Below are 24,601 nucleotides of genomic sequence, written 5' to 3'. Positions count from 1 at the left end.
AATAGAAATGTAAATTCAACACAAAAAGATGTTGAAACTAGTTTAGAATTCATGAAAAAAATATACCTCGATAACGCTGCAACAACACAAGTTCGACATGAAGTAATCAATGAAATGATTCAAGTACTTCAAAATGATTTTGGAAATCCATCGTCTACACATAGTTTTGGTAGAAGTGCAAAAACGATTTTAGAAACATCAAGAAAGTCTGTTGCCAAACTTATGGGTTGTAATGCGCAAGAAATTATTTTTACAGCTAATGCTACCGAAGGTACCAATTGGATTCTTAAAAGCGCTGTAAATGACTTGAAAGTAGAAAGAATCATAACTAGTAAAGTAGAGCATCACGCTACTTTATACACGGTTAAAAATTTGCAGAAGCAATTCGGAATTGAAGTTGATTACGTAAATATTTTGCCTTCAGGAACTATTGATATTACTCATTTGGTAACGTTATTGGCTAAAAGTGGAAAGACTTTAGTAACATTAATGCACGTGAATAATGAAATTGGTGCTGTTTTAGATATTGAAAAAGTAGGTAGAATTTGTCATCAGCATGATGCTTTATTTCATTGTGATACGGTGCAATCTGTTGGAAAAAAGGAGTTTAATTTACACGAACTTCCTATTGATTTCGCAGTTGCAAGTGCGCATAAATTCCATGGACCAAAAGGAGCAGGATTTGCTTACGTAAAGAAAGGTATCGTTTTGCAGCCTTTTTTATATGGTGGCGAGCAAGAAAAAGGACTTCGTGCCGGAACTGAAGCAGTGCATCAAGTAGCTGGAATGGCTAAAGCATTAGAACTATCTTACGAACATTTAGTGGAAGAACGACAAGCTATTTCAGATTTGAAATGCTATTGTGAATCACAATTAAAAATTAATTTTCCAGAAATAAAAGTTAACGGAAGCGATACTTTTTATAATATTTTGAATGTTTTACTTCCTTTTTCAGAAGAAAAGACTGCTATGATTTTGTTTAATTTAGACATGAAAGGAATTGCTGTTTCTCGCGGAAGCGCCTGTCAAAGTGGAAGTGTAAAACCATCACACGTATTATCAGAAATCTTAGCAGAAGAAGATTTGAAAAAACCAAGTTTAAGAATTTCTTTCAGTCATTACAATACCAAAGAAGATATTGATGCTTTGATTGATGGGTTGAAAGGGATTTAAATTATTTTTTGAGTACTTCTGAAATTCTAAATTTCACAATTTTTGTTATTAAATCTAAAGGCATTGGTTCGTTTATATGAAATTGAACAGAACCTTTTCCTTGTTTGTATTTAGCTAATTCTTCTGTAAATTCGGCATGTCCAGTTGGTGTTGCATAAAATCCAATATGGTTTTTGTAACCAGCAAAATAGACCAAAGCTTTTCCATTTAATTTATAAGCAGGCATTCCATAACTAATGCTTTCATTGGCTTTTGGTGCGGCATTTTTTATAGTTTCTCTAACTTCTTGTAAGAGAATTTGTGTTGCTTTTGGAAAGCTAGAAATGTACTCGTCGGTAGATTTTGGTTTGTCCATTTGTGTCTTTTAATCTATCAAATATAAAAAATCCTCAACTACTTTTGCAATTGAGGATTCGTATTTGGCATTTAAAAAGATTAATCAATTTTAGTATTCATATTTACATTTGCTGTATAATTCAGTAATTGACCACTTGCTGAAACGCCTTCGCCTCCCATACTTTTATTATACGTTTGAAGATTTCCTGAGTTTACCGACATATTAATTGCATTCACAGGACTGTTAGTGGATTTAAGATATGTGATTTTTCCAACTTTTAGTTTTGCGGCTCTAGCTAATCTTTCGGTTGTTTCAATGGCATCAGCTACGGCAAGTTCTTGCGCTTGTTTCATAAAAGTGGCCGCTTCTGTATGGAAATAAGCTACTTTTTCAATTTCGTAGATTTTAGTTTTTAGAATTTCTTCGGTAAAATCTTGCATTCTTTTGATGTCTTTGAGAGTAAAAATAATTTTTTGATTGGATTCAAAACCTACAAAAACTTCTTTCTTTTGAGCATTGTCGTATTTGAATTCTTTGTCAGTATAAATTAGACTTACCTTAATATCGGTAGTGTCTGAAACGTATTTTTTGATTATTGTAAGTACGTCTTTTGAAGTTTTTTGAGTTTCGTTCATAGCGTCACGAAGTGCTGGTTTTACAAATCTAACGGCAATAGTAATATGTGCAGCATTTGGGAAAGTAGATTTGGTTCCAACACCTACAACACTTATGGTACTGTCATCATTAATAGCGTTTTGAGAGAATACAATGCTGCTAAACAAGCAACAAATTAAGAAGAAAAAGTTTTTCATTTAGTTATAGTTTTGATTTCCTCTGAAAACGATTTATTTTATTAAATAGTATAAAAAAATCCTCAACTACTTTTTGTAATTGAGGATTGTATCTTTTTAAATTGATGTTGTGTTTTATTTTTTTGCGGCTTTAGCTTTAGCTTTTTCTTGTTTTTTGAAGTATCCTCTGAAAAAGAAATTGTGTTTCAAAGCTTCTAAGTTTTCGTTCAGTTTACTACTTGCTTGGTTTAAATTAATCATAGTAGAATCAATTTGTTTTACCAATTTAGGATCATTTGAAAGGTAATTTAAAGCTCCTTTTCCGTCTTTTAAATTAGTTATGGTTTTATTGATTTGCTCACTTGATTTTTCTAAATTCACAATAATCATTTTGATTTTTCTTCCTGTGATAGTATCTTTTAATGCTCCAACAACGTTGTCTTTATTGTTTAAATCAGTGATTATTTTATTCAAATTAGCCATTGATTTTGAAGTACTTTGGGTTGTTACTTTTAAATTATATATTGTTTGTTTCAAATCGTCACTCATCACGGTATCGTTTATCAACATTCCGATGGTACCTTTTTTACTATTGATTTGATTAGTGATTTTTACCAAATTATCTGTTATTAACTTAGCATTTTCACTTGTAGAATTTATTGTTTTTAGAATTTCATCGGTTGATGTTTTGTTTTCCGATAAAATGACATCACCATCTTTAACCATTTCATTAGATTTTTTACCTGGAATTATATTTACAATCATGTTTCCAACTAGACCATCTGAACCTATTGAAGCCATAGCATCTTTTTTAATGTGGGATGCAATATCTTCCTCGATTAGCATATCAACTTTTATAAGTGAATCATTTACAATAATTATTTTTTTCACAGTTCCAACGTTTATTCCTGAAAAACGCACATTGTTTCCGTGTTGTAAACCATTTACATTTTTGAAAACGGCACTTATTTGAATGGTTTCATTGAACATATCTTTTTTATTACCAATAAAATAGATAGCAATAATGAAAAATAATGAGCCAATTATGACAAATATTCCAAGTTTAATTTTTTGATTTGTTGATTTTTCCATGTTCTATTTTATTTAAAAAAAGCTTCAATTTTTGGATCTTTTGATGCAGATAATTCTGCAAAAGTTCCTTCAGCATAATTAATTCCGTCGATTAATAAAATCATACGATTTGCAATAACTCTTGCGCAGTCAATATCATGCGTGATTATAATTGATGAAGTTTTATATTTTTCTTGAATTGATTTCATTAACATAATAATTTCTTTTGATGTAATTGGATCTAAACCAGTTGTGGGTTCGTCGTATAAAATTATTTTAGGTTTCAGAATCAAAGTTCGAGCTAAAGCGATTCTTCGTTTCATTCCGCCAGATAGTTCGTTTGGCATTAAATTGATTGTATTTGCCAAGCCAACATTTTCTAAAGCTTCCATAACAAGTGGAGTTGTATCTTCAATTACTCCAAATTTTTTGGTATGTCTTCGTAACGGAAATTCTAAATTTTCTCTTACTGACATTGAATCATACAAAGCACTTCCTTGAAAAAGAAATCCAACTTCGGTTCTAATTTCATCTAAATCTTCTCTATGAATATCGTTCATGTTTTTGTCCATGATAATAATCGTACCGCTATCAGATTGTTCTAATCCGATTAAACATTTTATCATCACCGATTTACCTGAACCCGATTTACCCATAACTACAAGATTTTCACCTTCATATAAGTCTAAATGAAATCCATCTAAAACATGATTCGTTCCATAACTTTTATGTAAATCTTTTACTTCAATAATTGGTTTTATGTTCTTTTTTTGCATCATAAATCATAAAATATATTAGTTACAAAAACCGCTATGAAGTCAATAATAAACAGCAACATAGAAATGAAAACAACTGCTTCATTAGCAGCTTTTCCAACTCCTGCAGTTCCTTTTTTACAATTATATCCTTTGAAACATCCTACAATTCCGATGGCAAATCCAAAGAAAAAACTTTTGATGGTTGATGGAATTACATCACTAAATTCTAAAATATTTATTACTTGATTGATATATAGCGTTAGCGATACGTCAGCTTTTAGATTCTCAACTAAGTAAGAACCATAAATTCCTATTACATCGCCAAAAAAAACTAAAAGAGGCAACATCAAAGTTGTAGCTAAAACTCTTGTAACAACTAAATATTTATAAGGATTTGTTCCAGAAACTTCCATGGCGTCAATCTGTTCAGTAACTCGCATAGAACCCAATTCGGCTCCAATTCCTGATCCAATTCTTCCTGCGCAAATCAAAGCTGTTATAATTGGACCTATTTCACGAATTAATGAAACACTTACCATTGAAGGAATCCAAGAAGCTGCTCCAAATTCTTCTAATGTTGGTCTTGATTGTAAGGTAAAAACTAATCCGATAATAAAGCCAGTTACTCCAACTAGTAATAAGGATTTGTTTCCCATGTAATAGCATTGTCGAATAAATTCTTTGAACTCAAAAGGACGTTTGAAAACTTCAACAAAAAATTTACCAGTGAAATAGGAGAGTTCACCGATTTCAATAAAGAACGATTTTAAAGATTCTATAAACTTCGAAATCATGTCCATTTTTAAAGAATTAGTTTCATTATGAAACGATTATAATAAAGTTACAACATTTTATTGAATATATTGTGAAAAAAATGAACAAAAAAAATCCGTTTGAATAACAAACAGATTTAATTTTTTTATGATGCTTAAATTTTATAAGTCTTCTAGCATAATTCGTTTTTTATATTGTTTTATTTTTTTGAAATAAGTAGGAGTTAAGCCAGTAACTTTTTTAAATTGGTGTGACAAGTGTGCAACACTACTGTATTCCATCAATAAACTTATTTCTGTAAGACTCAACTCATCATATAAAAGTAGTTCTTTTACTCTTTCTATTTTGTTGATTATTATGTAATTAACTATTGTTGTTCCGGTTACTTCAGAAAAAAGTGACGCTAAATGGTTGTAGTTGTAATCAAGTTTTTCACCTATAAAATCAGAATAATTAACTTTCGGATTCTTTTCAGAATAATGAATAAGTTCTATTATAGTTGTTTTAGTTCTCTCTATTAATAAAGATTTTTTGTCATCTATGAGTTCAAGTCCTTTTTTTAAAAGTCCTTTTCTTAAAAATTCTCTGTCATCTCCAGAAATATCTTTCTTCAGATTTACTTCACCGAGTTCAATTGAAGTGTGTTTCAGTTTTAATTTGTCTAATTCTTCTTTCACTGCCATTTTGCAACGAAGTGAAACCATGTATTTTATGTGTATTTTCATAATATAAATCTATTTTACAGTAGCGTATTAGCTAGTTGTTGATTTATATCATGTACTTTTCTAATTTCTATTCTTGTAAAGGTAAGCTATTTTTAGCGGTGCAAAGCTAATTATTAGAATACCTTTAGATTTATATGATTTAGATTTTTATTTATACATTTTAATGAATGAATAAACCGCCTTATATGTTTATAAAAGACGGTTTATTTATGGGGTTTATTTTAAAATATCAATTACAACAGTTCTATTGTAAAAGCGTTCTTCAGGAAATTTGTTTTCAAAAGGTGCTAAATTTTCATCTTCACCATCGCCTCGAACTTCAAATTTCACATCAGTTCTACCAGAGTTTGCAAGACTTTTTTCTAATATAGATTTTACATCGTTTGCTCTAGCTAATGATAATCCTTTATTGTAATCAGCTTCACCAATTATATCGGTATGACCTGTAATAATAACTCTTCCGTTTTGTGGAATTTTAGGTGCAACAATTTCAGTTAAATATTTATCATAAATGGCTATTGATTTAGATTCGTTATATTCATAAATCACACTAAATCGGATACTTTCTTGAATAATTGGAGCAACATAAGGTTTAAGATGAATTATGTTTTCATGAGATATGTTTTTTCCAGATTTAGTTATTCCATTCATAGTAACAACATAATCGCCTTCAGGTTGATTATTCATTATAGTTTTTCTTGGAAGACTAATTTGTTCTTCACTATATGGACCAAAATTTTGTGATTTTCCTTTTTCATCTTTAATTTTTAAGGTCCAAGATGATAATGCTTCTTTTGCTCCACTTACATTAAAAATAACATCACCGTTAGGGTTTTCGTTTCCAGTTACAATTTCAATAGCTTTTAAAGGAACATCTTTTCCGCTTTGAAATTCCATCAATAATTCTGGTGAATTACTTTCAATAGAAACTCTGTTATTTCCTTCTTTTATTAGTTCAAGCTCACGAGTTCCACCTTCAACTTCTGATGGAATTGCAGGTTTATCTCTTCCTTCGATTGTGATTCTACTTTCTTTAATTTCAAAAATAGTAACCAAATAGGTTTTTACATTTTTAGCCATGGTTAATGCGCTTTCTCGACCATTTTCTGATGATCCTACAAGGTTAATTGATGTACTTGGGTATTTAACCATTCTGTCGCCAAGAATATTTAATATGTTGTAATACACTAACATTTGACGTTCAGAACGTTTAGACGAATTTTTAGAAGCTTTGAATTGAACTTTGTCTTCTTTAAAATCTTTTACTTGATTTTTATTTAAAAGAACATATCTGCTTGGAATTTCATTAGAATTTGTATTGAAAAAGATATAATTACGAATAGGAAATACTTCTCTTATAATTTTTACATTTTCTACATTTGTTGGAGGATTAATTGTAAAAGTTACTTTTCCGTCAACTGGAGTTTCAATTAAACGACCTTGACCAAATTTTAAAACTAAACCGGCTCTCAATGTATTTACATTCCATGTTTCAGTACTTCTCGGATTTTGACCAAAGTAAGGATGGTAAGAAACAAATGGCGATACTATAAATTGTGTTTTACTTGTTGTCGCATTAAGTGGAATATCAAAGCCTAATCCAATTTGCATTGAAATTATGTTTTCGTTTACATTACTAAAATCTCCTTTAACATCTGGATTTTGAACTTGAAGCGGAAAATCTGGATTTGTTTTTTGAATATAAGTAAACGATTTATCTTGATTAAATGCAAATCTTGGTCCACCAAATAAGTAAAAACTTGATTTGAAAGGAGCAAAGCGCAAGCTTGGTTCTATTGTAATATAACTAAGTTTAGTTTCTAAATCTGCAGGACAATTGCAAGGTGTAAGTACTTCACTAAAATTTCCTCGACGACTATCATAACCTGCTTGTAAAATAAATCCTAGTCTTGTATTTGGTTTGTAATATTCAATACTGGGAGCAATAAATAAACCTACGCCAAATCCGTTATGAAAAGCAGTTGGTGGTGTGAAATTAGCATTTAACATTTGCGTTGAACCACGATAAAAATTAAGGTTTGTTCCGGCTGCAACACCAAACTTCCATGATGGTTTTGTATATTGTTTTTCTTGAGCATAAAGGTTAGTCAAACCCATAATAACAAATATTGTTACTATAATTAATGTTTGAAATTTAAGCTGATTTATGATTCTCAACAATGGAGATTCAATGATTATTGTGTTTTTTATTTTCATAATTTAAGTTTTATAAATCTCTTTTAAAGACATTTTATATAGTTATTGAGGTACATTAATTGTAGTATTAACCATTGTTACAGATGAAACAAGTGATAACGCTCTTCCGTTTAAAATTGTTTGGGTTGAATTTCCGGCTGTTGAAAATGTAACACCAGAATTTGCGATAATAGTTCCTACCATTGTTCCGCCACCAGCACCATTTATTGTGGCAGCACTTCCAACGTACCAGAATACATTTTTAGGTAGTGCACCATTAATTAAAATAACGCTTTTAGCTCCAGTCAGGCCAGCAATACCAACGGTTAAACCTGTAGCAGTTTGAAAAATCCATACTGCATTTGGATCACCTTGAGCATCTAGAGTTAAATTTCCATTTGAGATATTAAAAGTGCCACTAGCAGATTTATATATTCCGGGTGTTAAGGTTAATCCACCTAATTCTCCTGCGCCAGGATCAGTTCCTCCGGGCTTCATTGCTGGTGAAATACTTATGTAAGCTGCATTAGCATCAATCAATCCTTGAGTTGCAATTGCAAAAGAAGCAGCTGTTCCTGGTATTGGTGGTGCTGTAAAAATTGAACCAGTTACAAGACCTTTGTTTAAAGGTGTTTCAGTATAAATTGCCGTTGCATCATGAAATCCAGTAATTAGAGTAGATGCAGCCGTTGTACTTATGCTACCGTTTACCACAGTATTAATTCCTTGATTAGTTACACCAGCATTTCCTCCAAAAGCACCAAATTGTGATGCTGTTCCTAAATTAGGACCAATTGATGGATTTATCGTTGTAAATTTCCAAACATAATCCTGAGTAATTGAAGTTCCTGCGAGGTTTTTAGCTCCAACACTAATTGTAGCTGTAAATAATGCATCTGCCAAAAGCGGATTTGCTGGTGAAAACGAAGCAGTTGTTCCGCTATAGTTTACAGTTCCTGCGATAGTTGTTGTTCCCTGTTTTAAAGTAAATGTTGATGAGTTAATAGTTAAAGGATTCATTGGCATATCGAAAGTAGCGGTAATAACTTTGTTAAGTAATACACCAGTTTCATTATTACTTGGATCTGTAGAAATAACTTTTGGAGCAACTATTGTTCCTGTAGTAAAACTCCAAACATAATTTGAAGCTATAGGAGTATTTGCTAAATTTTTAGCTCCAGTTGTTATTGTAGCTGTATATATTGTATTTGAAACTAAATTAGTACTTGGGGTAAAAAAGGCGTTGTTTCCAGAATAGGTAACAACTCCTGTAATAGTTGTTGTTCCTTGTTTTAAAGTGAATGTTGAAGTATTTAAGGTAGTTGCATCCATTGGCATGTTAAAGGTTGCTCTTACCACTTTATTTAATGCAACTCCAGTTTCATTGGATGTTGGACTAGTTGAAATTACAATAGGTTGTAATGTAGCACCAGTACTAAATGTAAAGATGTAATCTTCTTGTAAAGCGTTGCCTCTTAAATCTTTTACAGCAGTAGTTATTTTTATGGAGTAAGTTGTGTTTGGAGATAAATTTACTGTAGGTGTAAATGAAGCTGTTAATCCAGAATAGGTTATCGACCCAGATAAAGTTGAACTTCCGGTTACTATAAATGAATTAGCATTAATAGTGTTGGGATTAAGTTCCTCATTAAAGGTTACAACTACAACTTGGTTAAGAGGCACTGATGTAGCACCATTAATAGGATTTGTTGATGTAACAACTGGGCATAACCCAAGTGTTTCCTGAAAATCATCCTTTGCACAACTTGTAATTATTGTAACTAAGACTATCGCCATAGCTACCAATATTTTTTTTTGTTTCATGTTATATATTATTTGAAACAAAGGTGATTAGATGTAATGAAAATTGTGTTACATTGTTTTAATTAAGTCTTGTATTTTTCACATATAATTTATTGCATTATATTTTTTACTTGAGTGCTCTAAATTGGTTAAATAGAAAGTTAATTCTTTAGTTGAATTTTCTAATAAAAGAGCAGATTTTTTTAAGTAATCAATACACATGTTTATTTCTTCAGGTGTATTGTCAATTTCATTTAATAACTCAGATATTCCAATTATGTTAGCTAATGGAAGTCTTACGTCATGTGAAGTAATAAATATGATTTCTTTTAATCCGTTTATATATGTGTTTTGGAATTTTTCCGCTTTTTCTAATTCTTTGAGTAGGTATTTTAATTCACTTGCTCTTTTAATTTTTTCATTTTTTTGAAATGTTAATTCTTTATTTGCAATTACTAACTCTGATGCTCTTTTTTCTTTTTCTATGTTTTGAAATTGAAGTTTATTATTAGCTATTTTTAATTCTGTAGATTTATTTTTACATTCTTGATTTTGAAAAAGCAAAAGCTTATTTGCATTTTTAAGCCTTATAATATTTGTTGTATTATGAACACGTTTATTTGCATTTCTATTTATGAATTTCTGTTTTGAGTGAATAGTGTTAATAGCTAAAGATTTCATTTTAAAATATTTAAAGGAGAATTTTATATCACAAAACTACTAAACGTTTAGCAGTAATAATTGTATATATTGTTATGATAATTATAAAAATCACATATGAGTGAAATAAAAAAAGCCACAACAATTTGTTGTGGCTTTTCAACTAAAACGCTTGCAAATTATCTTGCAATCAGTTCTCCAAACTGAATGTTTTTGCCAAAGCTATTTATCTTATAAATATAAATACCTGAAGCTAATTTGCTCATATCTAGTTGCGTATTCAAATCAGTTATTGTTATAGAATATAATTCTCTTCCAGAAATATCATAAACATTTAGTTGAGCATTATTCAAATAAGATGCATCATTTAAAGTTATGTTTACAAAATCATTAAATGGATTTGGGTAAAAAATGGCTGCATTAATAGTAGCGCTATTTTGATTTACTCCCAATGAAATGCAACCAGGTGTCATTGTTGCTGTTATAGCAGCTGTACTTAAAGCACCTGTTGTTGTCATAGCTCTTCCATCAAGTTCAACTCCAGTAAGCAAATCGATTGCTCCATTATTACAGATAATTGTACCTTTAAATTGTGAATAATCGCTTATTAATACCGCTCCATCTATTTTCCAAAAAACATTTTTAGCTTGTGCTCCATTTAAAAGTAATACTTTGGCATAAGTGCTAGTAGTTAGTGCTCCATTAATTTGAATAACAAAAATTGCATCTGGATTGTTTTGAGCATTTAAATAAACTGTATTTGTCAACACTGTTGCAGCATTTAGTAAATAGGTATGTGGTGTTAAAACTAAATCACTTCCAAATTGTGCTGGATATAATAATTCAATATCAAAAGGTAATACGTTTAAATAATTGTATGCAGTAAGTAAATCTACAGCAGCAGCAGCAGTTGAAGTATCTGGAATTGGATGTATTGTTCCGTTAACATTTAATGCATCATAACCAGTTGTTAATCCTACATTTGTACCAACATCTCCTGTAACATACGTTATACCAGCATTAGATACAGAACCATTTGTAGAAAAAATTGCATAACAAATTGTACTATTTAAATTTGGTGCTGTTGGTCCATTTAAAGTTGGACTACCGCAACCAATAGGTTTAAAAGATAAAACTCCGTCAACCGAAATAGCTCCAGATGTAGAAAGAGCTCTACCTTCAAGAGTTACTCCTGTACCCATAATTATTGCTCCATTATTTGAAACAATTGTTCCTTTCATACTTGTTCCAGCTGCCAAATCAACTAAACCCTCAATTTTCCAATAAACATTACATGCTTGAGCTCCATTAACTAAATTTACTTGTGAGTTAGCCGCAGACGAGAAAGCTCCACCTATTTTGAAAATAAAAACTGCATTAGGATTATTTTGGGCATCTAATGTCAAACCTAGGTTAAGAGTCGCTGCGCTTGGAATTGAGTAAGTACCTGCATTTAGTATTTGTCCATTTCCTAACAAGGATGCTGGAAAAAAATTTGGAATAGCATTATTTAATTGATTGTAAGCAATTGTTAAATCAGCTGCACATTGATTGGTAGTTAAATTACCAGTATGCATTACTCCATCAACATTGCCAAATCCGGTACTTGATCCACTGTTAGATCCGATGTTTCCAGTTAAATGCGAAATTCCTGTATTTGTAATTGCTCCTACAGAAGTAAAAAGAACAAAATTTTCTGCAGTTCCAATAGTTGGAGCTTGACTAAAACTGATTAATGGAATAAAAAGCAAAAAGGTCAAGAATAATTTGAAATGTAATATTAGTCTCATAATAATTAATGTAAGATGTAGATTAGTTTCTACGCAACAAAGGAAACAAGATATGCTTTGTTAAAAGTTACATATATTCACCTTTATGTTACATTGTTTACTCATTTCAAATTAATAAAATAAAAAAAATCCGTCTTGTAATTAAACAAGACGGATTGATTTAAACTTTGTATTTCTTACTTACAAATGTATTACTTCATCATAAGCAGCAGCTACAGCTTCCATAACAGCTTCACTCATAGTTGGGTGTGGATGAATTGCTTTTAGAATTTCGTGACCAGTAGTTTCTAGTTTTCTTGCTACAACTGCTTCTGCAATCATATCAGTTACACCAGCACCAATCATGTGGCAACCTAACCATTCACCATATTTTGCATCGAAAATTACTTTTACAAAACCATCCGCAGCACCAGCAGCTTTTGCTTTTCCTGAAGCTGAGAATGGAAATTTACCAATTTTCAATTCGTATCCTTTTTCTTTAGCTTGTTTTTCAGTCAAACCAACAGACGCAATTTCTGGAGTTGCATAAGTACAACCTGGAACGTTTCCGTAATCGATTGGTTCTACGTGTAAACCTGCAATTTTTTCAACACAATTAATTCCTTCAGCAGAAGCAACGTGAGCCAAGGCTTGACCTGGAGTTACATCACCAATAGCGTAATATCCTGGAACATTAGTTTGGTTGTAAGCGTTTACTAAAATTTTGTCTCTATCTGTTGCAATTCCAACTTCTTCAAGGCCAATATTTTCAATATTTGTTTTGATTCCAACTGCAGAAAGTAAAATGTCAGCTTCAAGAACTTCCTCACCTTTAGCTGTTTTTACATAAGCTTTTACGCCACTTCCTGATGTGTCAATACGTTCTACAGAAGAATTAGTCATTATATTTACACCTGCTTTCTTCATAGAACGTTCCATTTGTTTCGAAATATCTTCGTCTTCAACCGGGACAATATTTGGCATAAATTCAACAATAGTAACTTCTGTTCCCATTGAATTATAGAAATGAGCAAATTCAACTCCAATTGCACCAGAACCAACCACAATCATTTTCTTTGGTTGAGTAGGTAAAGTCATTGCTTGTCTGTATCCAATAACTTTTACACCATCTTGAGGAAGATTTGGTAATTCTCTTGAACGAGCTCCAGTTGCAATAATAATGTGGTCTGCTGAATATTCAGTAACTTTTCCATCAGCAGCTGTTACATCAACTTTTTTACCTGGTTTTATTTTACCAAAACCATCAATAACGTCGATTTTATTTTTTTTCATCAAGAATTGAACTCCTTTACTCATTCCGTCGGCAACATCACGTGAACGTTTTACAACGGCAGAAAAGTCTTTGTCAAATTCTTTGATGGTTAATCCATAATCGGAAGCATGTTTTAGGTAATCAAATACTTGAGCCGATTTTAAAAGCGCTTTTGTTGGAATACAACCCCAATTAAGGCAAATTCCACCAAGACTTTCTTTTTCAATTACAGCTACTTTAAAGCCCAATTGTGAAGCACGGATTGCTGTAACATAACCGCCTGGACCACTTCCTAAAACAATAATATCGTATTTCATTTTGTATGATTTTCTAAATTAATTGAGACTGCGAATTTAAGAAAAAAGTTTAAAAGTTTAGGAGTTTAGAAGTTTAAAAGTTTGATTGACTTCCATCTTCCATCATCCAACATCCATCTTCTAACCTAATGAAGCAATTAAATCTTCTATTTCTTTCTTTTGCTCAGCATATTTTAGTTGTAATTCGGAACCTTCACCCATTCTTTTGTAATAGCTAAAAGCTTTTTCGCAAAGAACTTTTTATGAAAATTTGAAACTTCAAGATAGTTGGGAAAAATTTTGTGAAAAAGCATTTCATAATAAGCTTGCCATTCACGCTCTAATCGGTCTTCAACATAAGGTTTTCTTGATTTTTGACGCACATGAACCATTTCGTGTGTCAAAAGAGTAAGTATCAATGGGATTGAAAATTCAAATACATTTTCGGGCATTCTAATTACTTGCTGTTCTCCAAAATCGCCTTCAGCTGTTAACATTATACAAGTTCTATCTGCTTTTTCTCTTAAAGCAAACCCTTTTAAATTGTGATCTTGAATATCAAACATTTTTAGCAACCATTCTGCTGCTTCAATTGTTTTTCCTTCATTGTGATAGGCTTTAATTTTAGTTTTTACTTTTTTGTAATTCATAAAATTATTTTGTAATCATTCTTTTGATTATTGAAACAATAGTGGTTGCAATTATGGCTCCTGAAAATGCTAAGAAAATATCTTTTTGCGCATCCCAAATATCGCCTTGAGTTCCAAGATAAGCATCACCTTGCGCTTTGAAGAAAACATCGGCAACTGCCCATTCTATCAATTCGTAAAAGCCACTAATAGAAAGTGTAACTTCAATAGGTAATGTCCAAGCAACCCACGAAGGAAATTTTAACCATTTCAAAAACATTTCTCGCATTGGGTAAGCCAATAAAAATCCGAAACTAAAATGAACAATTCTATCATAATGATTTCGAGATAAATCTAAAGCGTCTTTAAGCCAATAGCCAAAAGGGTTTTCGGCATAAGTATATTTGGAACCATAAACGTGAAGACATAAGTAAATGCAAACTAATAAATAACTTAAATCACTGAATATAAATTTTTTATAGGTAAAAATCATAAAACCTAGAAATAGAAAGACTAAGGTATTTTCTAAAATCCAATTGGCTGTATCGGTATTTCCTACATAAGAATTTATCCAATTTATCAGAAAAAATCCGATAAATATTTTTAACCAAGTATTGTTTTTTAAAGGAGTTCTTTCGTCTGAAATTGCAATAGTAAATGCCATAGTTTTATTTAATTTTTATCAAATATAATAAAAACGAAATGGTTTTTAGATTGCTTCAGAAAATTGTGAATCGTACAAGTTCTTGTAATAACCATTTTCTTTGGTAACCAATTCTTGATGCGTTCCAGATTCTACAATTTGACCTTTGTCCATAACAATGATTTTGTCGGCATTTACTATAGTCGCTAATCGATGTGCAATTACTATGGAAGTTCTATCTTTTGTAATAGTTTCTGTTGCTCTTTGAATCAATTCTTCAGAATAGGTATCAATAGAAGAAGTAGCTTCATCCAAAATAAGAATACTAGGATTACTAACATAAGCGCGTAAAAAAGCAATCAATTGGCGTTGCCCAGAAGATAACATCACGCCGCGTTCTTTTACATTATAATCATAACCGTCAGGCAAACTCATAATGAATTCGTGAACACCTATTTTCTTAGAAGCAGCGATAACTTCTTCACGAGAGACATTAGTATTGTTTAAAGTAATATTGTTATAGATTGTATCAGCAAATAGGAATACATCTTGCAAAACTACCGCAATTTGAGCACGTAAACTTTCTAAAGTAAAGGTGTTAATATCTTGATTGTCAATTGATATTGTTCCTGAATTGATTTCGTAAAAACGATTTAGTAAATTAATAATTGTAGATTTTCCTGCGCCAGTTGAACCTACAATCGCAATAGTTTCACCCGATTTTACTTCTAAAGAAATACCTTTTAAAACTTCTTCATCTTTAATGTAACTGAATCGAACGTTTTCAAAACTGATGTTTCCTGCAAAATGTTTGGCTTCAATAGTTCCGGTTTGTTGTACATCTTCTTCAGTGTCCAAAATATCAAAAACTCTGTTGGCAGCAATCATTCCCATTTGCATCTCGTTGAATTTATCTGCAATTTGACGCAATGGATTGAACAACATTCCGATGAACATTGTATAGGAGAATAAATCTCCAAAGGTTGTAAATTTGTCACCATCTAAAATGTGAAAACCTCCATAAAGCACTACAAATCCTAATGTTAGCGACGAAATAATATCGGCGATTGGAAAGAAAATAGAGTTGTATAAAATGGTTTTAATCCAAGCAACATTGTGTTTTTGATTAATATCTTTAAACTTTTGATATTCAATATCTTCACGATTAAAAAGTTGCACGATTTTCATTCCAGTAACACGTTCTTGAACGAAAGTATTCAAATTTGCTACTTGATTTCTTACTTCTTCAAAAGCCACTTGCATTTTTCGTTGGAAGATTCTTGTGATGTAGACCAAGATTGGCATGGCTGCAATTACAATCCAAGTTAGTTTCCAGTTCATGTAAAACATGATGATTAGACAGACAAACATTTTTAGCAAATCACTGATAATCATAAACAAACCTTGGCTGAAGATTCTAGCAATCTGTTCGATATCGGATACAGAACGTGTAACCAATTGACCAACAGGAGCATTATCGAAATATTTCATTCTGAAACTCAACATATGTTTGAATAGTTTGGTTCGAATGTCCTTGATAATGTTTTGTCCTAAAAGATTTGCCCAAAAAACAAAGAAAAACTGAAAAACTCCTTCTAATAATAATACAACTCCCATCAATGAAACATAAAGTAACAACCCATTTTGATCATGAGGTTTTATGTAATGGTCAACGGTTTGTTTCAATAAATATGGTCGTAATGAAGCGAAAACCGCTAACAAAACTGCAGCAGCAATTACGCCATAAAAAACTGTTTTATAGGGTTTTGTATATTTTAAAATTCGTTTAAATAAACGTATGTCGAATGCTTTTGCTTTCATTAATGCTGAACTTGTTTCAGTATCTTTACTATTTTTCTTTACTTTTCACTAATCACTCTTTACTAATCACTAGATAAGGATATTCCACTTTCGTCAAATACAATCCGTGTGCAGGAACTGAAAATCCAGCTTTTTTTCGGTCTTTGCTTTCAATTATTTGAATAAAGTCTTGCAAAGATACTTTTTCTAATCCTATATTTACCATAGTTCCAACAATTGCTCGAACCATATTTCGTAAAAATCGATCTGCTGAAATTGTGAATACTAATCGATTGTCATTCCTGGTCCAATTAGCTTCAAAAATCTTACAGTTAAAAGTGTTTACATCCGTATGTACTTTTGAAAAACATTCAAAATCAATGTAATTGAAAAGTATTTTGCATGCATCATTCATTTTGTCAAGGTCCAAATCATTTTGATTGTACCATGAATCGTCACTTTCGAATGCATCTTTTTTGGTATGGATATGGTATTCGTAAGTTCGTTTTGTTGCATCAAATCTGGCATGAGCTTCATCGTGAACTTTATGAATATTCAAAATGGCGATATCTTTTGGTAAAAATGAATTGAGTTTGTGACTTAAATAAGGAATATCAATTTCTTGGTCAAAATCAAAATGTGCAAACATTTGCTTGGCATGAACACCAGAATCCGTTCGACCTGCGCCAACGAGTTCAATATCTGTTTTCAAAATCGTGGAAAGTGCTTTGGTCAAAGTTTCTTGAACAGAAGTTGCGTTTGGCTGATATTGCCATCCGTGATAGTTAGTTCCTTTGTAAGCAAATTCTAGAAAATATCTCAAAATTTAGTATTCAGTGTTCAGTGTTCAGTGTTCAGTGTTCAGTGTTCAGTGTTCAGTGTTCAGTGTTCAGTGTTCAGTGTTCAGTGTTCAGTGTTCAGTGTTCAGTGTTCAGTGTTCAGTGTTCAGTGTTCAGTGTTCAGTTAGAAACACTTCGGCAAATTTACAAAGATTTTAATTGATAAAATGTTTAAAGTTTTCCTAAATAATTAACTTTGCGACTTAGTGCCTTTGCGGCAAATAATATGAAAAAAATCCTTTTACTTTCCGATACACACAGTCATATTGATGATACAATTTTAAAATATGTAAATCTAGCTGATGAAGTTTGGCATGCCGGAGATATTGGTGATTTGGTTGTAACCGATACAATTAAAAAGCTAAAACCACTTCGAGCAGTTTATGGAAACATTGACGACGACAAAGCTCGAATGGAATTTCCTTTAAATAATCGCTTCCTGTGCGAAGGTGTTGATGTATGGATTACACATATTGGAGGTTATCCGGGAAAATACAACCAAGCGGTTCGTGAAGAATTAAAAATGAATCCACCTAAATTATTCATCTGTGGACATTCCCATATATTAAAGGTGCAATTTGACAAAAGTTTGAATTTGCTTCATATGAACCCAGGAGCTTGCGGAATTTCAGGATTTCATCAAGTGCGAACAATGCTACGATTTGAAATCGATGGCGATAAAATTCAAAGTTTAGAGATTGTGGAAATAGGGAAACGATAGTGACAGTTCGCGAACTATCTATATATTCCTGATTTCAGGTTTTTTTAAGTTGAAAATAATTTGTTACTTTGAGAAAGTTTAATACTGCAATTTGCGGAAATTACGCATATTTTTGATGTTAGCTGATATTTTAAAACGTAAAATATATGAATGTACTTATCAAAGACGAACAATTAAATGGAACAGTTACCAATCAATTTGAAATAGAAATCGAAAGATTATCCATTACAATCCAAGAACTCATAGAAAAGAGAGTAACGCATGAAATAGAAATCTACAATAAGAAATTTCCCGATTATTTCAATGGTTTGGTGAAACCTTCAGATGCTGAAAGGACTCTTAATGGTTTTAAACTAAAGCCGAAGCAAATCATCGATGTTGAAAAACAAATATATGTTGCTTTAGATGCATTTCAAAAAAATGGTTTTTTTATATTAGTTGACAATCAACAGTTAGAAGAATTAAGTCAAATAGTAAATCTAAATAATCAATCAATTATTTCTTTTGTTAAACTTACACCTTTGGTCGGTGGTTAATTTTTTAAATTATGGGAATTTTAGATAAATTAAAATCTGCTTTTGGAATCCAAGGAGAACAGCAATCAAATGAATTCATAACAGTTTTCGAAAATTGTGTTGAAGAAGCTACAAAAGAATCCTCTTATTTTTATACTGTTAATTTCTCCAATATTGAAAGTTACAACCAGATAATCAAAAAATGGGATGACGAGAAAAAAGGATTATTTATAGTTTTCTTGACAGAATCCTTGAATAGCAACTTCAAAGGCTATCAAAAAGGCTCCAAAAAAGAAACTAAAGATTTTCAGTTGGCCAACCAAATGATTCCCGCACTTTTTAGAAGTAAAATGAAATTTACAGAAGGAACAATTGTTTCTTTGTACAGTTCCTTTAAAAATAGTTTTCCAGAGAAAGGCTATGATAAAATGCATTGGTGGCCTTTAGCAGGTTTTTTTAAACAAATTGAGTTTAATTACCCTGATGTTGATATTCCTAACACAATCAAAACGATACTGGAAGATATTTTAAGTTTTGAAAAAGAGACAAATTCTTATTATTACAAAGACCAACTAAAATTAGAAGAAAAAATAAAATCCTTTTTATTTAAAAGTGAAAATGACGAGAATTCAGTAAAACCAACATATTTTGTTGGTGAAGACAATTTTAAAAATATTGGAAATGCAATTTTAGATCAAATCAAAAAAGAAGACCAGCAAAATTGGTTTACACTTATGCAATTGGCTCAAAAAGCTACAGATGCAAAACCTACACAAAAATTTTTAGCTGAAGCCAAAATAACAATGGATAAAATAGGTTCGGATAAGTTTAAAAAAGTAACACAAGAATGGTTTCAAGAAATCATAAATTTAAAGGAAACAATTACTACATATACTCAAATTTATTATAAACAAGAATACCAATATAATTCAATAGAATTTTTATCAAGTCCGAATGTAGATATTTTAAAAGGCTTTGTATGGATGTCTTCATGGTATTATGATAGCAACACTATAATCACTATAAGTAAGTTATCTGAAAGATGTTTTAAAAAAATTCCCGAAAAAGGACCAGTTTCGGCTGGATTAGGCAATGCGTGTTTATATACTTTATTTGCTTCAAAAGGTTTAGACGGTATAGCACAATTATCTAGGTTAAGATTAAAAATTAAACAAAATAATACTTTAGCATTAATTGAAAAGTATATAGCAGAAGCAGCTACTAAATTAGGGGTTTCTTCCTCAGAAATTGAAGATTTAGCTGTAGATGATTTTAAACTAGAAAATCATGAATTTACTTATCAATTTGATGAAATTAAAGGAACTCTTTCGCTCATCGGGATGGGTAAATCAATTATCAAATGGTATAAAGCCGATGGTACAGAGCAGAAATCTGTTCCGCAATTGGTTAAAGATAAATTTGATGCCAAATTAAAAAAACTAAAAAGCATACAAAAGCAAATTGACCAAACCACATCTGCACAAAAGGAACGTATTGACAGGATGCTTAGATGCGACAGAGTAATGACTTTAGATTACTTTAAAGAAAAATATCAACAACATGGATTACTCTCTTTTGTGATTCAAAAAATAATTTTTAATTTTTCAAATAATTCAAAAAATGTTTTGGCAATTTACCTAAAAGATCAATTCTATACAATTGATTTTGAAGTGTTGGAATTAGAAAAGTTCACTCATGTTTCACTTTGGCATCCGGCTACTAGTAGCACTCAAGAAGTTAAAAATTGGAGAAATTTCTTAATGGAAGGTCAAATTCAACAACCATTTAAGCAAGCTTACCGAGAAATTTATTTGTTAACTGATGCCGAAGTTAACACTAGGACATATAGCAATCGGATGGCATCGCATATTTTGAAGCAACATCAATATGTTACTCTAGCAAAAGGAAGAAATTGGAAAGCTAAATTAATAGGTGCATGGGATGGTGGTGACGATGATGTTGCTAAACTATATTTACTTGAATATAAGCTTTGTGCAGAATTTTGGGTAAATAGTTTAAATGCAGATGACCAATTTAATGCAACTGGAATTTGGAATTATATTACAACTGACCAAATACGTTTCATAAATACGGAAACAAATGAATTAGTTGATTTAGTTGATATTCCAGCTATTGCTTTTTCAGAAGTTATGCGAGATGTTGATTTGTTTGTGGGTGTATCTAGCGTTGGTAACGATCCTACTTGGAGCGACTCAGGAGGCTTACTTACTTACAGAGATTATTGGCAGTCTTATTCTTTTGGTGATTTATCAGAAATTGCCAAAAACAGAAAAGAAATTTTACTTGGACTTATTCCTAGATTAAAAATAGCTTCTGTAACGCACATTGAGGATAGATTTGTGGTTGTTAAAGGCAAAATAAGAACCTATAAAATTCATATTGGGAGTACTAATATTTTGATGGAACCTAATGACCAATATTTATGTATCGTTCCCGATAGAAGTTTAAAAGAAACAAATAATAATTTGTTTTTACCTTTTGAAGGCGATAACGGATTGTCGGTAATTATATCTAAAGCACTGTTACTTGCAAATGATGATAAGATAACTGATACTACAATCACCTCACAAATAAATAGATGATAGATAGATACCAAAAGCAAATTGTCATTCCCGAAATTGGTGAATCTGGGCAGAAACATTTAGCAAATGCATCTGTTTTAATTACTGGAGCAGGAGGATTAGGAGTAATTGTTGCATCATATTTAGTTGCAATGGGAGTAGGTACTATCGGTATTTGTGACTTTGATAAAGTAGAAGTATCTAATTTACATAGGCAGATACTTTTTACACCTAGCGATATTGGAAAAAGCAAGGTTTCGGTATTGGCGGAAAAACTAAGGCTGCAAAATCCTAATATTATTATAAATAGAATTGAGAAAAAGATTGAGAAAAATTCTGTTATAGAAATTGCTAAAAATTATCAAATAATTTGCGATTGCACAGATCAGGGTATGAGTAGAACAATAATAAATGATTATTGTGCTGAACATAAGAAAGTATTAGTTCATGGAGCAGTTTCAGATTGGCAAGGATATATAACGGTTTTTCATTATTTAAACGGCTTTAGTTTGAAAGATATTTTTGATTTTAACAACTACTTAAAAAGCGAAAGTTGTTCTGAAATAGGTGTAATTAGTCCTATTTGTGGAATAATTGGTAGTTATATGACGACTGAAACAATTAAGGTTATTTTGAATCTTGAAGATGTATTGGAAGGGAAAATCCTATATGTTAACCTACTTAATAATCAAATAAGAAAAATAAATATTAAAAAAAATATTAGCTAATAGCCTTTTTGCAATATTTAGAATTTAGTAATAAATACATGTTTATCTGTATGTAGTTTATATATTTTAGAATCTGAAACAAGTTCAGATTAAACCAAAAAAATCCCAAACTTTCGTTCAGGATTTTCTTCGCACTAATAAACTAAGTTTATAGGTTTATCTCAATCGGTCAACAGATTTTACGAGATCTTCATCCTTCTTGATGGCTTTGTTGGCCAAAACCAGCATAACGATAGAAATGATAGGTAGAAACATCCCAATACCTTTCTCAGAAACTACAGGAGTTTCTCCAGATAAATTTAGTGAACGATAAACAAATAATCCTAATAAAATTAAATTTAATATCATATTCAATCTGTTAAAAACAAATTGTTGTTGTCTTTTTTTAAAGGATATTATACTTAATACTGTTAAAGCAGTACTCAATCCAAACAAAACTTGGTATAGCATTTTACTCATAAAATAGAATTCTTTTCCATCTTCAAATTTCCAAAGCGGAAACACAAATGGAAGCACTCCTACAAGAATGAATACAATAGCTAAATAAACGGTTTGAATTCTTTGTAACATTATTACTTATTTATAACGCAAAAATATATTTTCTTTTTTTAAAAAACTATTGCTTGATAGAAAATTATTCGTATTATTGCATAATAAATCCGTAAGTACTTCAAAAACACGGATGTTCCAATAAAAAAATCACCACACATTTTGTATTGTCATTCAATCCATTAAAATATATATAAACATTTATGTTTGATAGTTCTGCATTAAAAGGAATGAAGTTATCTGAACTTCAAGAAATTGCCAAATTGGCCAAAACCATAAAATTTAACGGTGTAAAGAAAGAAGCGCTTATAGAGCAAATCTTACAACATCAAGCCGCAACTTCATCTGATACTTCTCAGGAAAAAGGAGCTGCGCCAAAAGAAGAAAAACCAAAAAGAGCTAGAATCGCTCCTGATGCTTCTCCGAAAATTGAAAAAAAATCGAAAGACTTATTTTCTGAAACTCCTGTTGAACAAGCAGAACCTTCAGTTCAGGAAGAAGTTGCTCCAATAAACGAAGTCGCTTCTAAACCAGAAAAATTTCAAAAGAAACCTAAATTTGTAAAACCAGCAAGGGTTACATCAAAAGAGAATACAGCAGAAAGTACTCCAAAAGAAGAAGAAACTTCAAACGAAGGAACTCAAGAAGCTTCAGAAAATGCTCCTGTAAATCATCAAAATCCAAATCAGAAGCATAAAAACCAGAATCCAAACCAGAATCCGAATCAAAACGGTAATGGTAACGGAAATCCAAATCAGAATCCAAATCAGAATCCAAATCAAAACCCTAATTTCAAGAATAAAAACAAACCCAACTTCCGTGATGCTGATTACGAATTTGACGGAATCATTGAAAGTGAAGGCGTTTTAGAAATGATGCCCGATGGATATGGATTTTTACGTTCATCAGATTATAATTACTTGGCTTCACCAGATGATATTTATCTTTCAACATCACAAATTCGTTTGTTCGGATTAAAAACCGGTGATACTGTAAAAGGAGTAGTGCGTCCTCCAAAAGAAGGCGAAAAATTTTTCCCATTAGTAAGAGTTTTAAAAATAAATGGTCACGATCCGCAAGTGGTTCGCGATAGAGTTTCGTTTGATCATTTAACACCAATATTTCCGCAAGAAAAATTCAGAATTGCCGACAGACAAGCCAGCACTTCAACAAGAATAATCGATTTGTTTTCACCAATAGGTAAAGGACAACGTGGAATGATTGTGGCACAACCAAAGACAGGTAAAACAATGTTGTTAAAAGACATTGCCAATGCCATTGCGGCCAATCATCCAGAGGTATATTTAATTGTTTTATTGATAGATGAACGACCAGAAGAGGTAACTGATATGCAACGAAGCGTTCGTGGAGAAGTTATTGCGTCAACTTTCGACCGTGAACCAATGGAACACGTTAAAATTGCCAATATTGTTCTTGAAAAATCAAAACGTTTGGTTGAATGTGGTCACGATGTAGTTATACTTTTAGATTCGATTACACGTTTGGCAAGAGCTTACAATACGGTTCAACCTGCATCAGGAAAAGTACTTTCTGGAGGAGTTGATGCCAATGCATTGCAAAAACCAAAACGTTTCTTCGGAGCAGCTCGTAATGTAGAAAATGGTGGTTCGTTGAGTATTATCGCAACGGCTTTAACAGAAACTGGTTCAAAAATGGACGAAGTAATCTTCGAAGAATTTAAAGGAACAGGAAACATGGAGTTACAATTAGACAGAAAAATTGCTAATCGTAGAATTTTCCCAGCTATCGATTTAACATCTTCAAGTACACGTCGCGACGATTTATTATTAGACGAAAACACCTTAAAACGCATGTGGATTCTACGTAAATTCCTAGCCGATATGAACCCAGTAGAAGCAATGGATACTATAAATGATAAAATCAAAAAGACTAGAAATAACGAAGAGTTTTTAATTTCGATGAATGATTAATTTCAATTATTCAATAT

General features: G+C 31.4%; 22 protein-coding genes. 6 read left to right on the top strand and 16 right to left on the bottom strand.

Going from position 1 to position 24,601, the window contains the following annotated elements:
* The first annotated feature begins 51 nt into the window (after positions 1 to 51).
* Positions 52 to 1,173, top strand: a complete 1,122-nt coding sequence (locus ABD766_RS01065; RefSeq protein WP_344814975.1) for a cysteine desulfurase family protein — start codon at positions 52 to 54, stop codon at positions 1,171 to 1,173.
* A gap of 1 nt (position 1,174) precedes the next feature.
* On the opposite strand, the gene ABD766_RS01060 is transcribed toward ABD766_RS01065, so the two are convergent.
* From ABD766_RS01060 to truA, 15 genes are all read right to left on the bottom strand, one after another.
* Positions 1,175 to 1,528, bottom strand: coding sequence for an iron chaperone (locus ABD766_RS01060; RefSeq protein WP_344814974.1), 354 nt, complete (start codon positions 1,526 to 1,528; stop codon positions 1,175 to 1,177).
* A gap of 80 nt (positions 1,529 to 1,608) precedes the next feature.
* Positions 1,609 to 2,322, bottom strand: a complete 714-nt coding sequence (locus tag ABD766_RS01055; RefSeq protein ID WP_344814973.1) for an SIMPL domain-containing protein — start codon at positions 2,320 to 2,322, stop codon at positions 1,609 to 1,611.
* A 114-nt stretch (positions 2,323 to 2,436) separates the two neighbouring features.
* Complete coding sequence (locus tag ABD766_RS01050) at positions 2,437 to 3,393, bottom strand: MlaD family protein (protein ID WP_344814972.1); 957 nt, start codon at positions 3,391 to 3,393, stop codon at positions 2,437 to 2,439.
* Between the two features lie 8 nt (positions 3,394 to 3,401).
* Positions 3,402 to 4,151: an ABC transporter ATP-binding protein gene (locus tag ABD766_RS01045; RefSeq protein ID WP_344814971.1), complete on the bottom strand. Its 750-nt coding sequence runs from the start codon at positions 4,149 to 4,151 to the stop codon at positions 3,402 to 3,404.
* Positions 4,148 to 4,930 (bottom strand): MlaE family ABC transporter permease, encoded by a 783-nt coding sequence (locus tag ABD766_RS01040; RefSeq protein ID WP_344814970.1) that lies wholly within the window; start codon positions 4,928 to 4,930, stop codon positions 4,148 to 4,150. Before ABD766_RS01040 ends, ABD766_RS01045 begins: the two co-directional genes overlap by 4 nt.
* A gap of 135 nt (positions 4,931 to 5,065) precedes the next feature.
* Positions 5,066 to 5,629, bottom strand: coding sequence for a helix-turn-helix domain-containing protein (locus ABD766_RS01035; protein WP_344814969.1), 564 nt, complete (start codon positions 5,627 to 5,629; stop codon positions 5,066 to 5,068).
* Between the two features lie 216 nt (positions 5,630 to 5,845).
* Complete coding sequence (locus ABD766_RS01030; protein ID WP_344814968.1) at positions 5,846 to 7,846, bottom strand: OmpA family protein; 2,001 nt, start codon at positions 7,844 to 7,846, stop codon at positions 5,846 to 5,848.
* A 42-nt stretch (positions 7,847 to 7,888) separates the two neighbouring features.
* Positions 7,889 to 9,649 (bottom strand): Ig-like domain-containing protein, encoded by a 1,761-nt coding sequence (locus ABD766_RS01025; protein WP_344814967.1) that lies wholly within the window; start codon positions 9,647 to 9,649, stop codon positions 7,889 to 7,891.
* Positions 9,650 to 9,727: 78 nt separating this feature from the next.
* A complete protein-coding gene (locus ABD766_RS01020) occupies positions 9,728 to 10,309 on the bottom strand; it encodes a histidine kinase (protein ID WP_344814966.1) in 582 nt (193 codons plus the stop codon).
* 158 nt (positions 10,310 to 10,467) lie between these two features.
* Positions 10,468 to 12,078 carry an ice-binding family protein gene (locus ABD766_RS01015; protein WP_344814965.1) on the bottom strand — a complete coding sequence of 537 codons (1,611 nt, stop codon included), beginning with the start codon at positions 12,076 to 12,078 and terminating at the stop codon, positions 10,468 to 10,470.
* A gap of 180 nt (positions 12,079 to 12,258) precedes the next feature.
* Positions 12,259 to 13,647, bottom strand: coding sequence for a dihydrolipoyl dehydrogenase (gene lpdA / locus ABD766_RS01010; protein ID WP_344814964.1), 1,389 nt, complete (start codon positions 13,645 to 13,647; stop codon positions 12,259 to 12,261).
* Positions 13,648 to 13,820: 173 nt separating this feature from the next.
* The gene (locus tag ABD766_RS01005; protein ID WP_344814963.1) at positions 13,821 to 14,276 is read right to left on the bottom strand and encodes a hypothetical protein; all 456 of its coding nucleotides are present in this window, start codon (positions 14,274 to 14,276) and stop codon (positions 13,821 to 13,823) included.
* A 4-nt stretch (positions 14,277 to 14,280) separates the two neighbouring features.
* Positions 14,281 to 14,919: a DUF2238 domain-containing protein gene (locus ABD766_RS01000; RefSeq protein WP_344814962.1), complete on the bottom strand. Its 639-nt coding sequence runs from the start codon at positions 14,917 to 14,919 to the stop codon at positions 14,281 to 14,283.
* A gap of 45 nt (positions 14,920 to 14,964) precedes the next feature.
* A complete protein-coding gene (locus ABD766_RS00995) occupies positions 14,965 to 16,719 on the bottom strand; it encodes an ABC transporter ATP-binding protein (RefSeq protein ID WP_344814961.1) in 1,755 nt (584 codons plus the stop codon).
* Positions 16,720 to 16,771: 52 nt separating this feature from the next.
* Positions 16,772 to 17,521, bottom strand: a complete 750-nt coding sequence (gene truA / locus ABD766_RS00990) for a tRNA pseudouridine(38-40) synthase TruA (protein WP_344814960.1) — start codon at positions 17,519 to 17,521, stop codon at positions 16,772 to 16,774.
* Positions 17,522 to 17,763: 242 nt separating this feature from the next.
* Between truA and ABD766_RS00985 the strand changes: the two genes are divergently transcribed.
* The 4 genes from ABD766_RS00985 (at position 17,764) to ABD766_RS00970 (ending at position 22,083) form a co-directional block, all read left to right on the top strand.
* Positions 17,764 to 18,258, top strand: a complete 495-nt coding sequence (locus tag ABD766_RS00985; RefSeq protein WP_298306807.1) for a metallophosphoesterase family protein — start codon at positions 17,764 to 17,766, stop codon at positions 18,256 to 18,258.
* Positions 18,259 to 18,404: 146 nt separating this feature from the next.
* Positions 18,405 to 18,794 (top strand): hypothetical protein, encoded by a 390-nt coding sequence (locus tag ABD766_RS00980; protein WP_344814959.1) that lies wholly within the window; start codon positions 18,405 to 18,407, stop codon positions 18,792 to 18,794.
* Between the two features lie 11 nt (positions 18,795 to 18,805).
* Entirely contained in the window at positions 18,806 to 21,376 is a 2,571-nt protein-coding gene (locus ABD766_RS00975) for a DUF4132 domain-containing protein (protein WP_344814958.1), read from the top strand.
* Positions 21,373 to 22,083, top strand: a complete 711-nt coding sequence (locus ABD766_RS00970; RefSeq protein WP_298306816.1) for a HesA/MoeB/ThiF family protein — start codon at positions 21,373 to 21,375, stop codon at positions 22,081 to 22,083. The genes ABD766_RS00975 and ABD766_RS00970 overlap by 4 nt, the downstream gene beginning before the upstream one ends.
* Positions 22,084 to 22,239: 156 nt before the next feature.
* Here the strand turns inward: ABD766_RS00970 and ABD766_RS00965 are convergent, their stop codons facing one another.
* Positions 22,240 to 22,653: a DUF4293 domain-containing protein gene (locus tag ABD766_RS00965; protein WP_344814957.1), complete on the bottom strand. Its 414-nt coding sequence runs from the start codon at positions 22,651 to 22,653 to the stop codon at positions 22,240 to 22,242.
* A gap of 182 nt (positions 22,654 to 22,835) precedes the next feature.
* Here ABD766_RS00965 and rho point away from each other — a divergent pair, with 182 nt between their 5' ends.
* The gene (gene rho, locus ABD766_RS00960) at positions 22,836 to 24,584 is read left to right on the top strand and encodes a transcription termination factor Rho (RefSeq protein WP_344814956.1); all 1,749 of its coding nucleotides are present in this window, start codon (positions 22,836 to 22,838) and stop codon (positions 24,582 to 24,584) included.
* Positions 24,585 to 24,601: the final 17 nt, after the last annotated feature.

The sequence above is a fragment of the Flavobacterium cheonanense genome (assembly GCF_039539185.1).
Taxonomy (GTDB): Bacteria; Bacteroidota; Bacteroidia; order Flavobacteriales; family Flavobacteriaceae; genus Flavobacterium; species Flavobacterium cheonanense.
The sequence above is the reverse complement of the archived record's forward strand: the minus strand, read 5'-3'. Positions and strand labels throughout refer to the sequence as shown.

Bases quoted from the DNA above. Each gene is read 5' to 3' on its own strand.
- ABD766_RS01065 (WP_344814975.1), top strand. From the start codon at position 52: ATGAAAAAAATATACCTCGATAACGCTGCAACAACACAAGTTCGACAT.
- ABD766_RS01060 (WP_344814974.1), bottom strand. From the start codon at position 1,528: ATGGACAAACCAAAATCTACCGACGAGTACATTTCTAGCTTTCCAAAA.
- ABD766_RS01055 (WP_344814973.1), bottom strand. From the start codon at position 2,322: ATGAAAAACTTTTTCTTCTTAATTTGTTGCTTGTTTAGCAGCATTGTA.
- ABD766_RS01050 (WP_344814972.1), bottom strand. From the start codon at position 3,393: ATGGAAAAATCAACAAATCAAAAAATTAAACTTGGAATATTTGTCATA.
- ABD766_RS01045 (WP_344814971.1), bottom strand. From the start codon at position 4,151: ATGATGCAAAAAAAGAACATAAAACCAATTATTGAAGTAAAAGATTTA.
- ABD766_RS01040 (WP_344814970.1), bottom strand. From the start codon at position 4,930: ATGGACATGATTTCGAAGTTTATAGAATCTTTAAAATCGTTCTTTATT.
- ABD766_RS01035 (WP_344814969.1), bottom strand. From the start codon at position 5,629: ATGAAAATACACATAAAATACATGGTTTCACTTCGTTGCAAAATGGCA.
- ABD766_RS01030 (WP_344814968.1), bottom strand. From the start codon at position 7,846: ATGAAAATAAAAAACACAATAATCATTGAATCTCCATTGTTGAGAATC.
- ABD766_RS01025 (WP_344814967.1), bottom strand. From the start codon at position 9,649: ATGAAACAAAAAAAAATATTGGTAGCTATGGCGATAGTCTTAGTTACA.
- ABD766_RS01020 (WP_344814966.1), bottom strand. From the start codon at position 10,309: ATGAAATCTTTAGCTATTAACACTATTCACTCAAAACAGAAATTCATA.
- ABD766_RS01015 (WP_344814965.1), bottom strand. From the start codon at position 12,078: ATGAGACTAATATTACATTTCAAATTATTCTTGACCTTTTTGCTTTTT.
- lpdA (WP_344814964.1), bottom strand. From the start codon at position 13,647: ATGAAATACGATATTATTGTTTTAGGAAGTGGTCCAGGCGGTTATGTT.
- ABD766_RS01005 (WP_344814963.1), bottom strand. From the start codon at position 14,276: ATGAATTACAAAAAAGTAAAAACTAAAATTAAAGCCTATCACAATGAA.
- ABD766_RS01000 (WP_344814962.1), bottom strand. From the start codon at position 14,919: ATGGCATTTACTATTGCAATTTCAGACGAAAGAACTCCTTTAAAAAAC.
- ABD766_RS00995 (WP_344814961.1), bottom strand. From the start codon at position 16,719: ATGAAAGCAAAAGCATTCGACATACGTTTATTTAAACGAATTTTAAAA.
- ABD766_RS00985 (WP_298306807.1), top strand. From the start codon at position 17,764: ATGAAAAAAATCCTTTTACTTTCCGATACACACAGTCATATTGATGAT.
- ABD766_RS00980 (WP_344814959.1), top strand. From the start codon at position 18,405: ATGAATGTACTTATCAAAGACGAACAATTAAATGGAACAGTTACCAAT.
- ABD766_RS00975 (WP_344814958.1), top strand. From the start codon at position 18,806: ATGGGAATTTTAGATAAATTAAAATCTGCTTTTGGAATCCAAGGAGAA.
- ABD766_RS00970 (WP_298306816.1), top strand. From the start codon at position 21,373: ATGATAGATAGATACCAAAAGCAAATTGTCATTCCCGAAATTGGTGAA.
- ABD766_RS00965 (WP_344814957.1), bottom strand. From the start codon at position 22,653: ATGTTACAAAGAATTCAAACCGTTTATTTAGCTATTGTATTCATTCTT.
- rho (WP_344814956.1), top strand. From the start codon at position 22,836: ATGTTTGATAGTTCTGCATTAAAAGGAATGAAGTTATCTGAACTTCAA.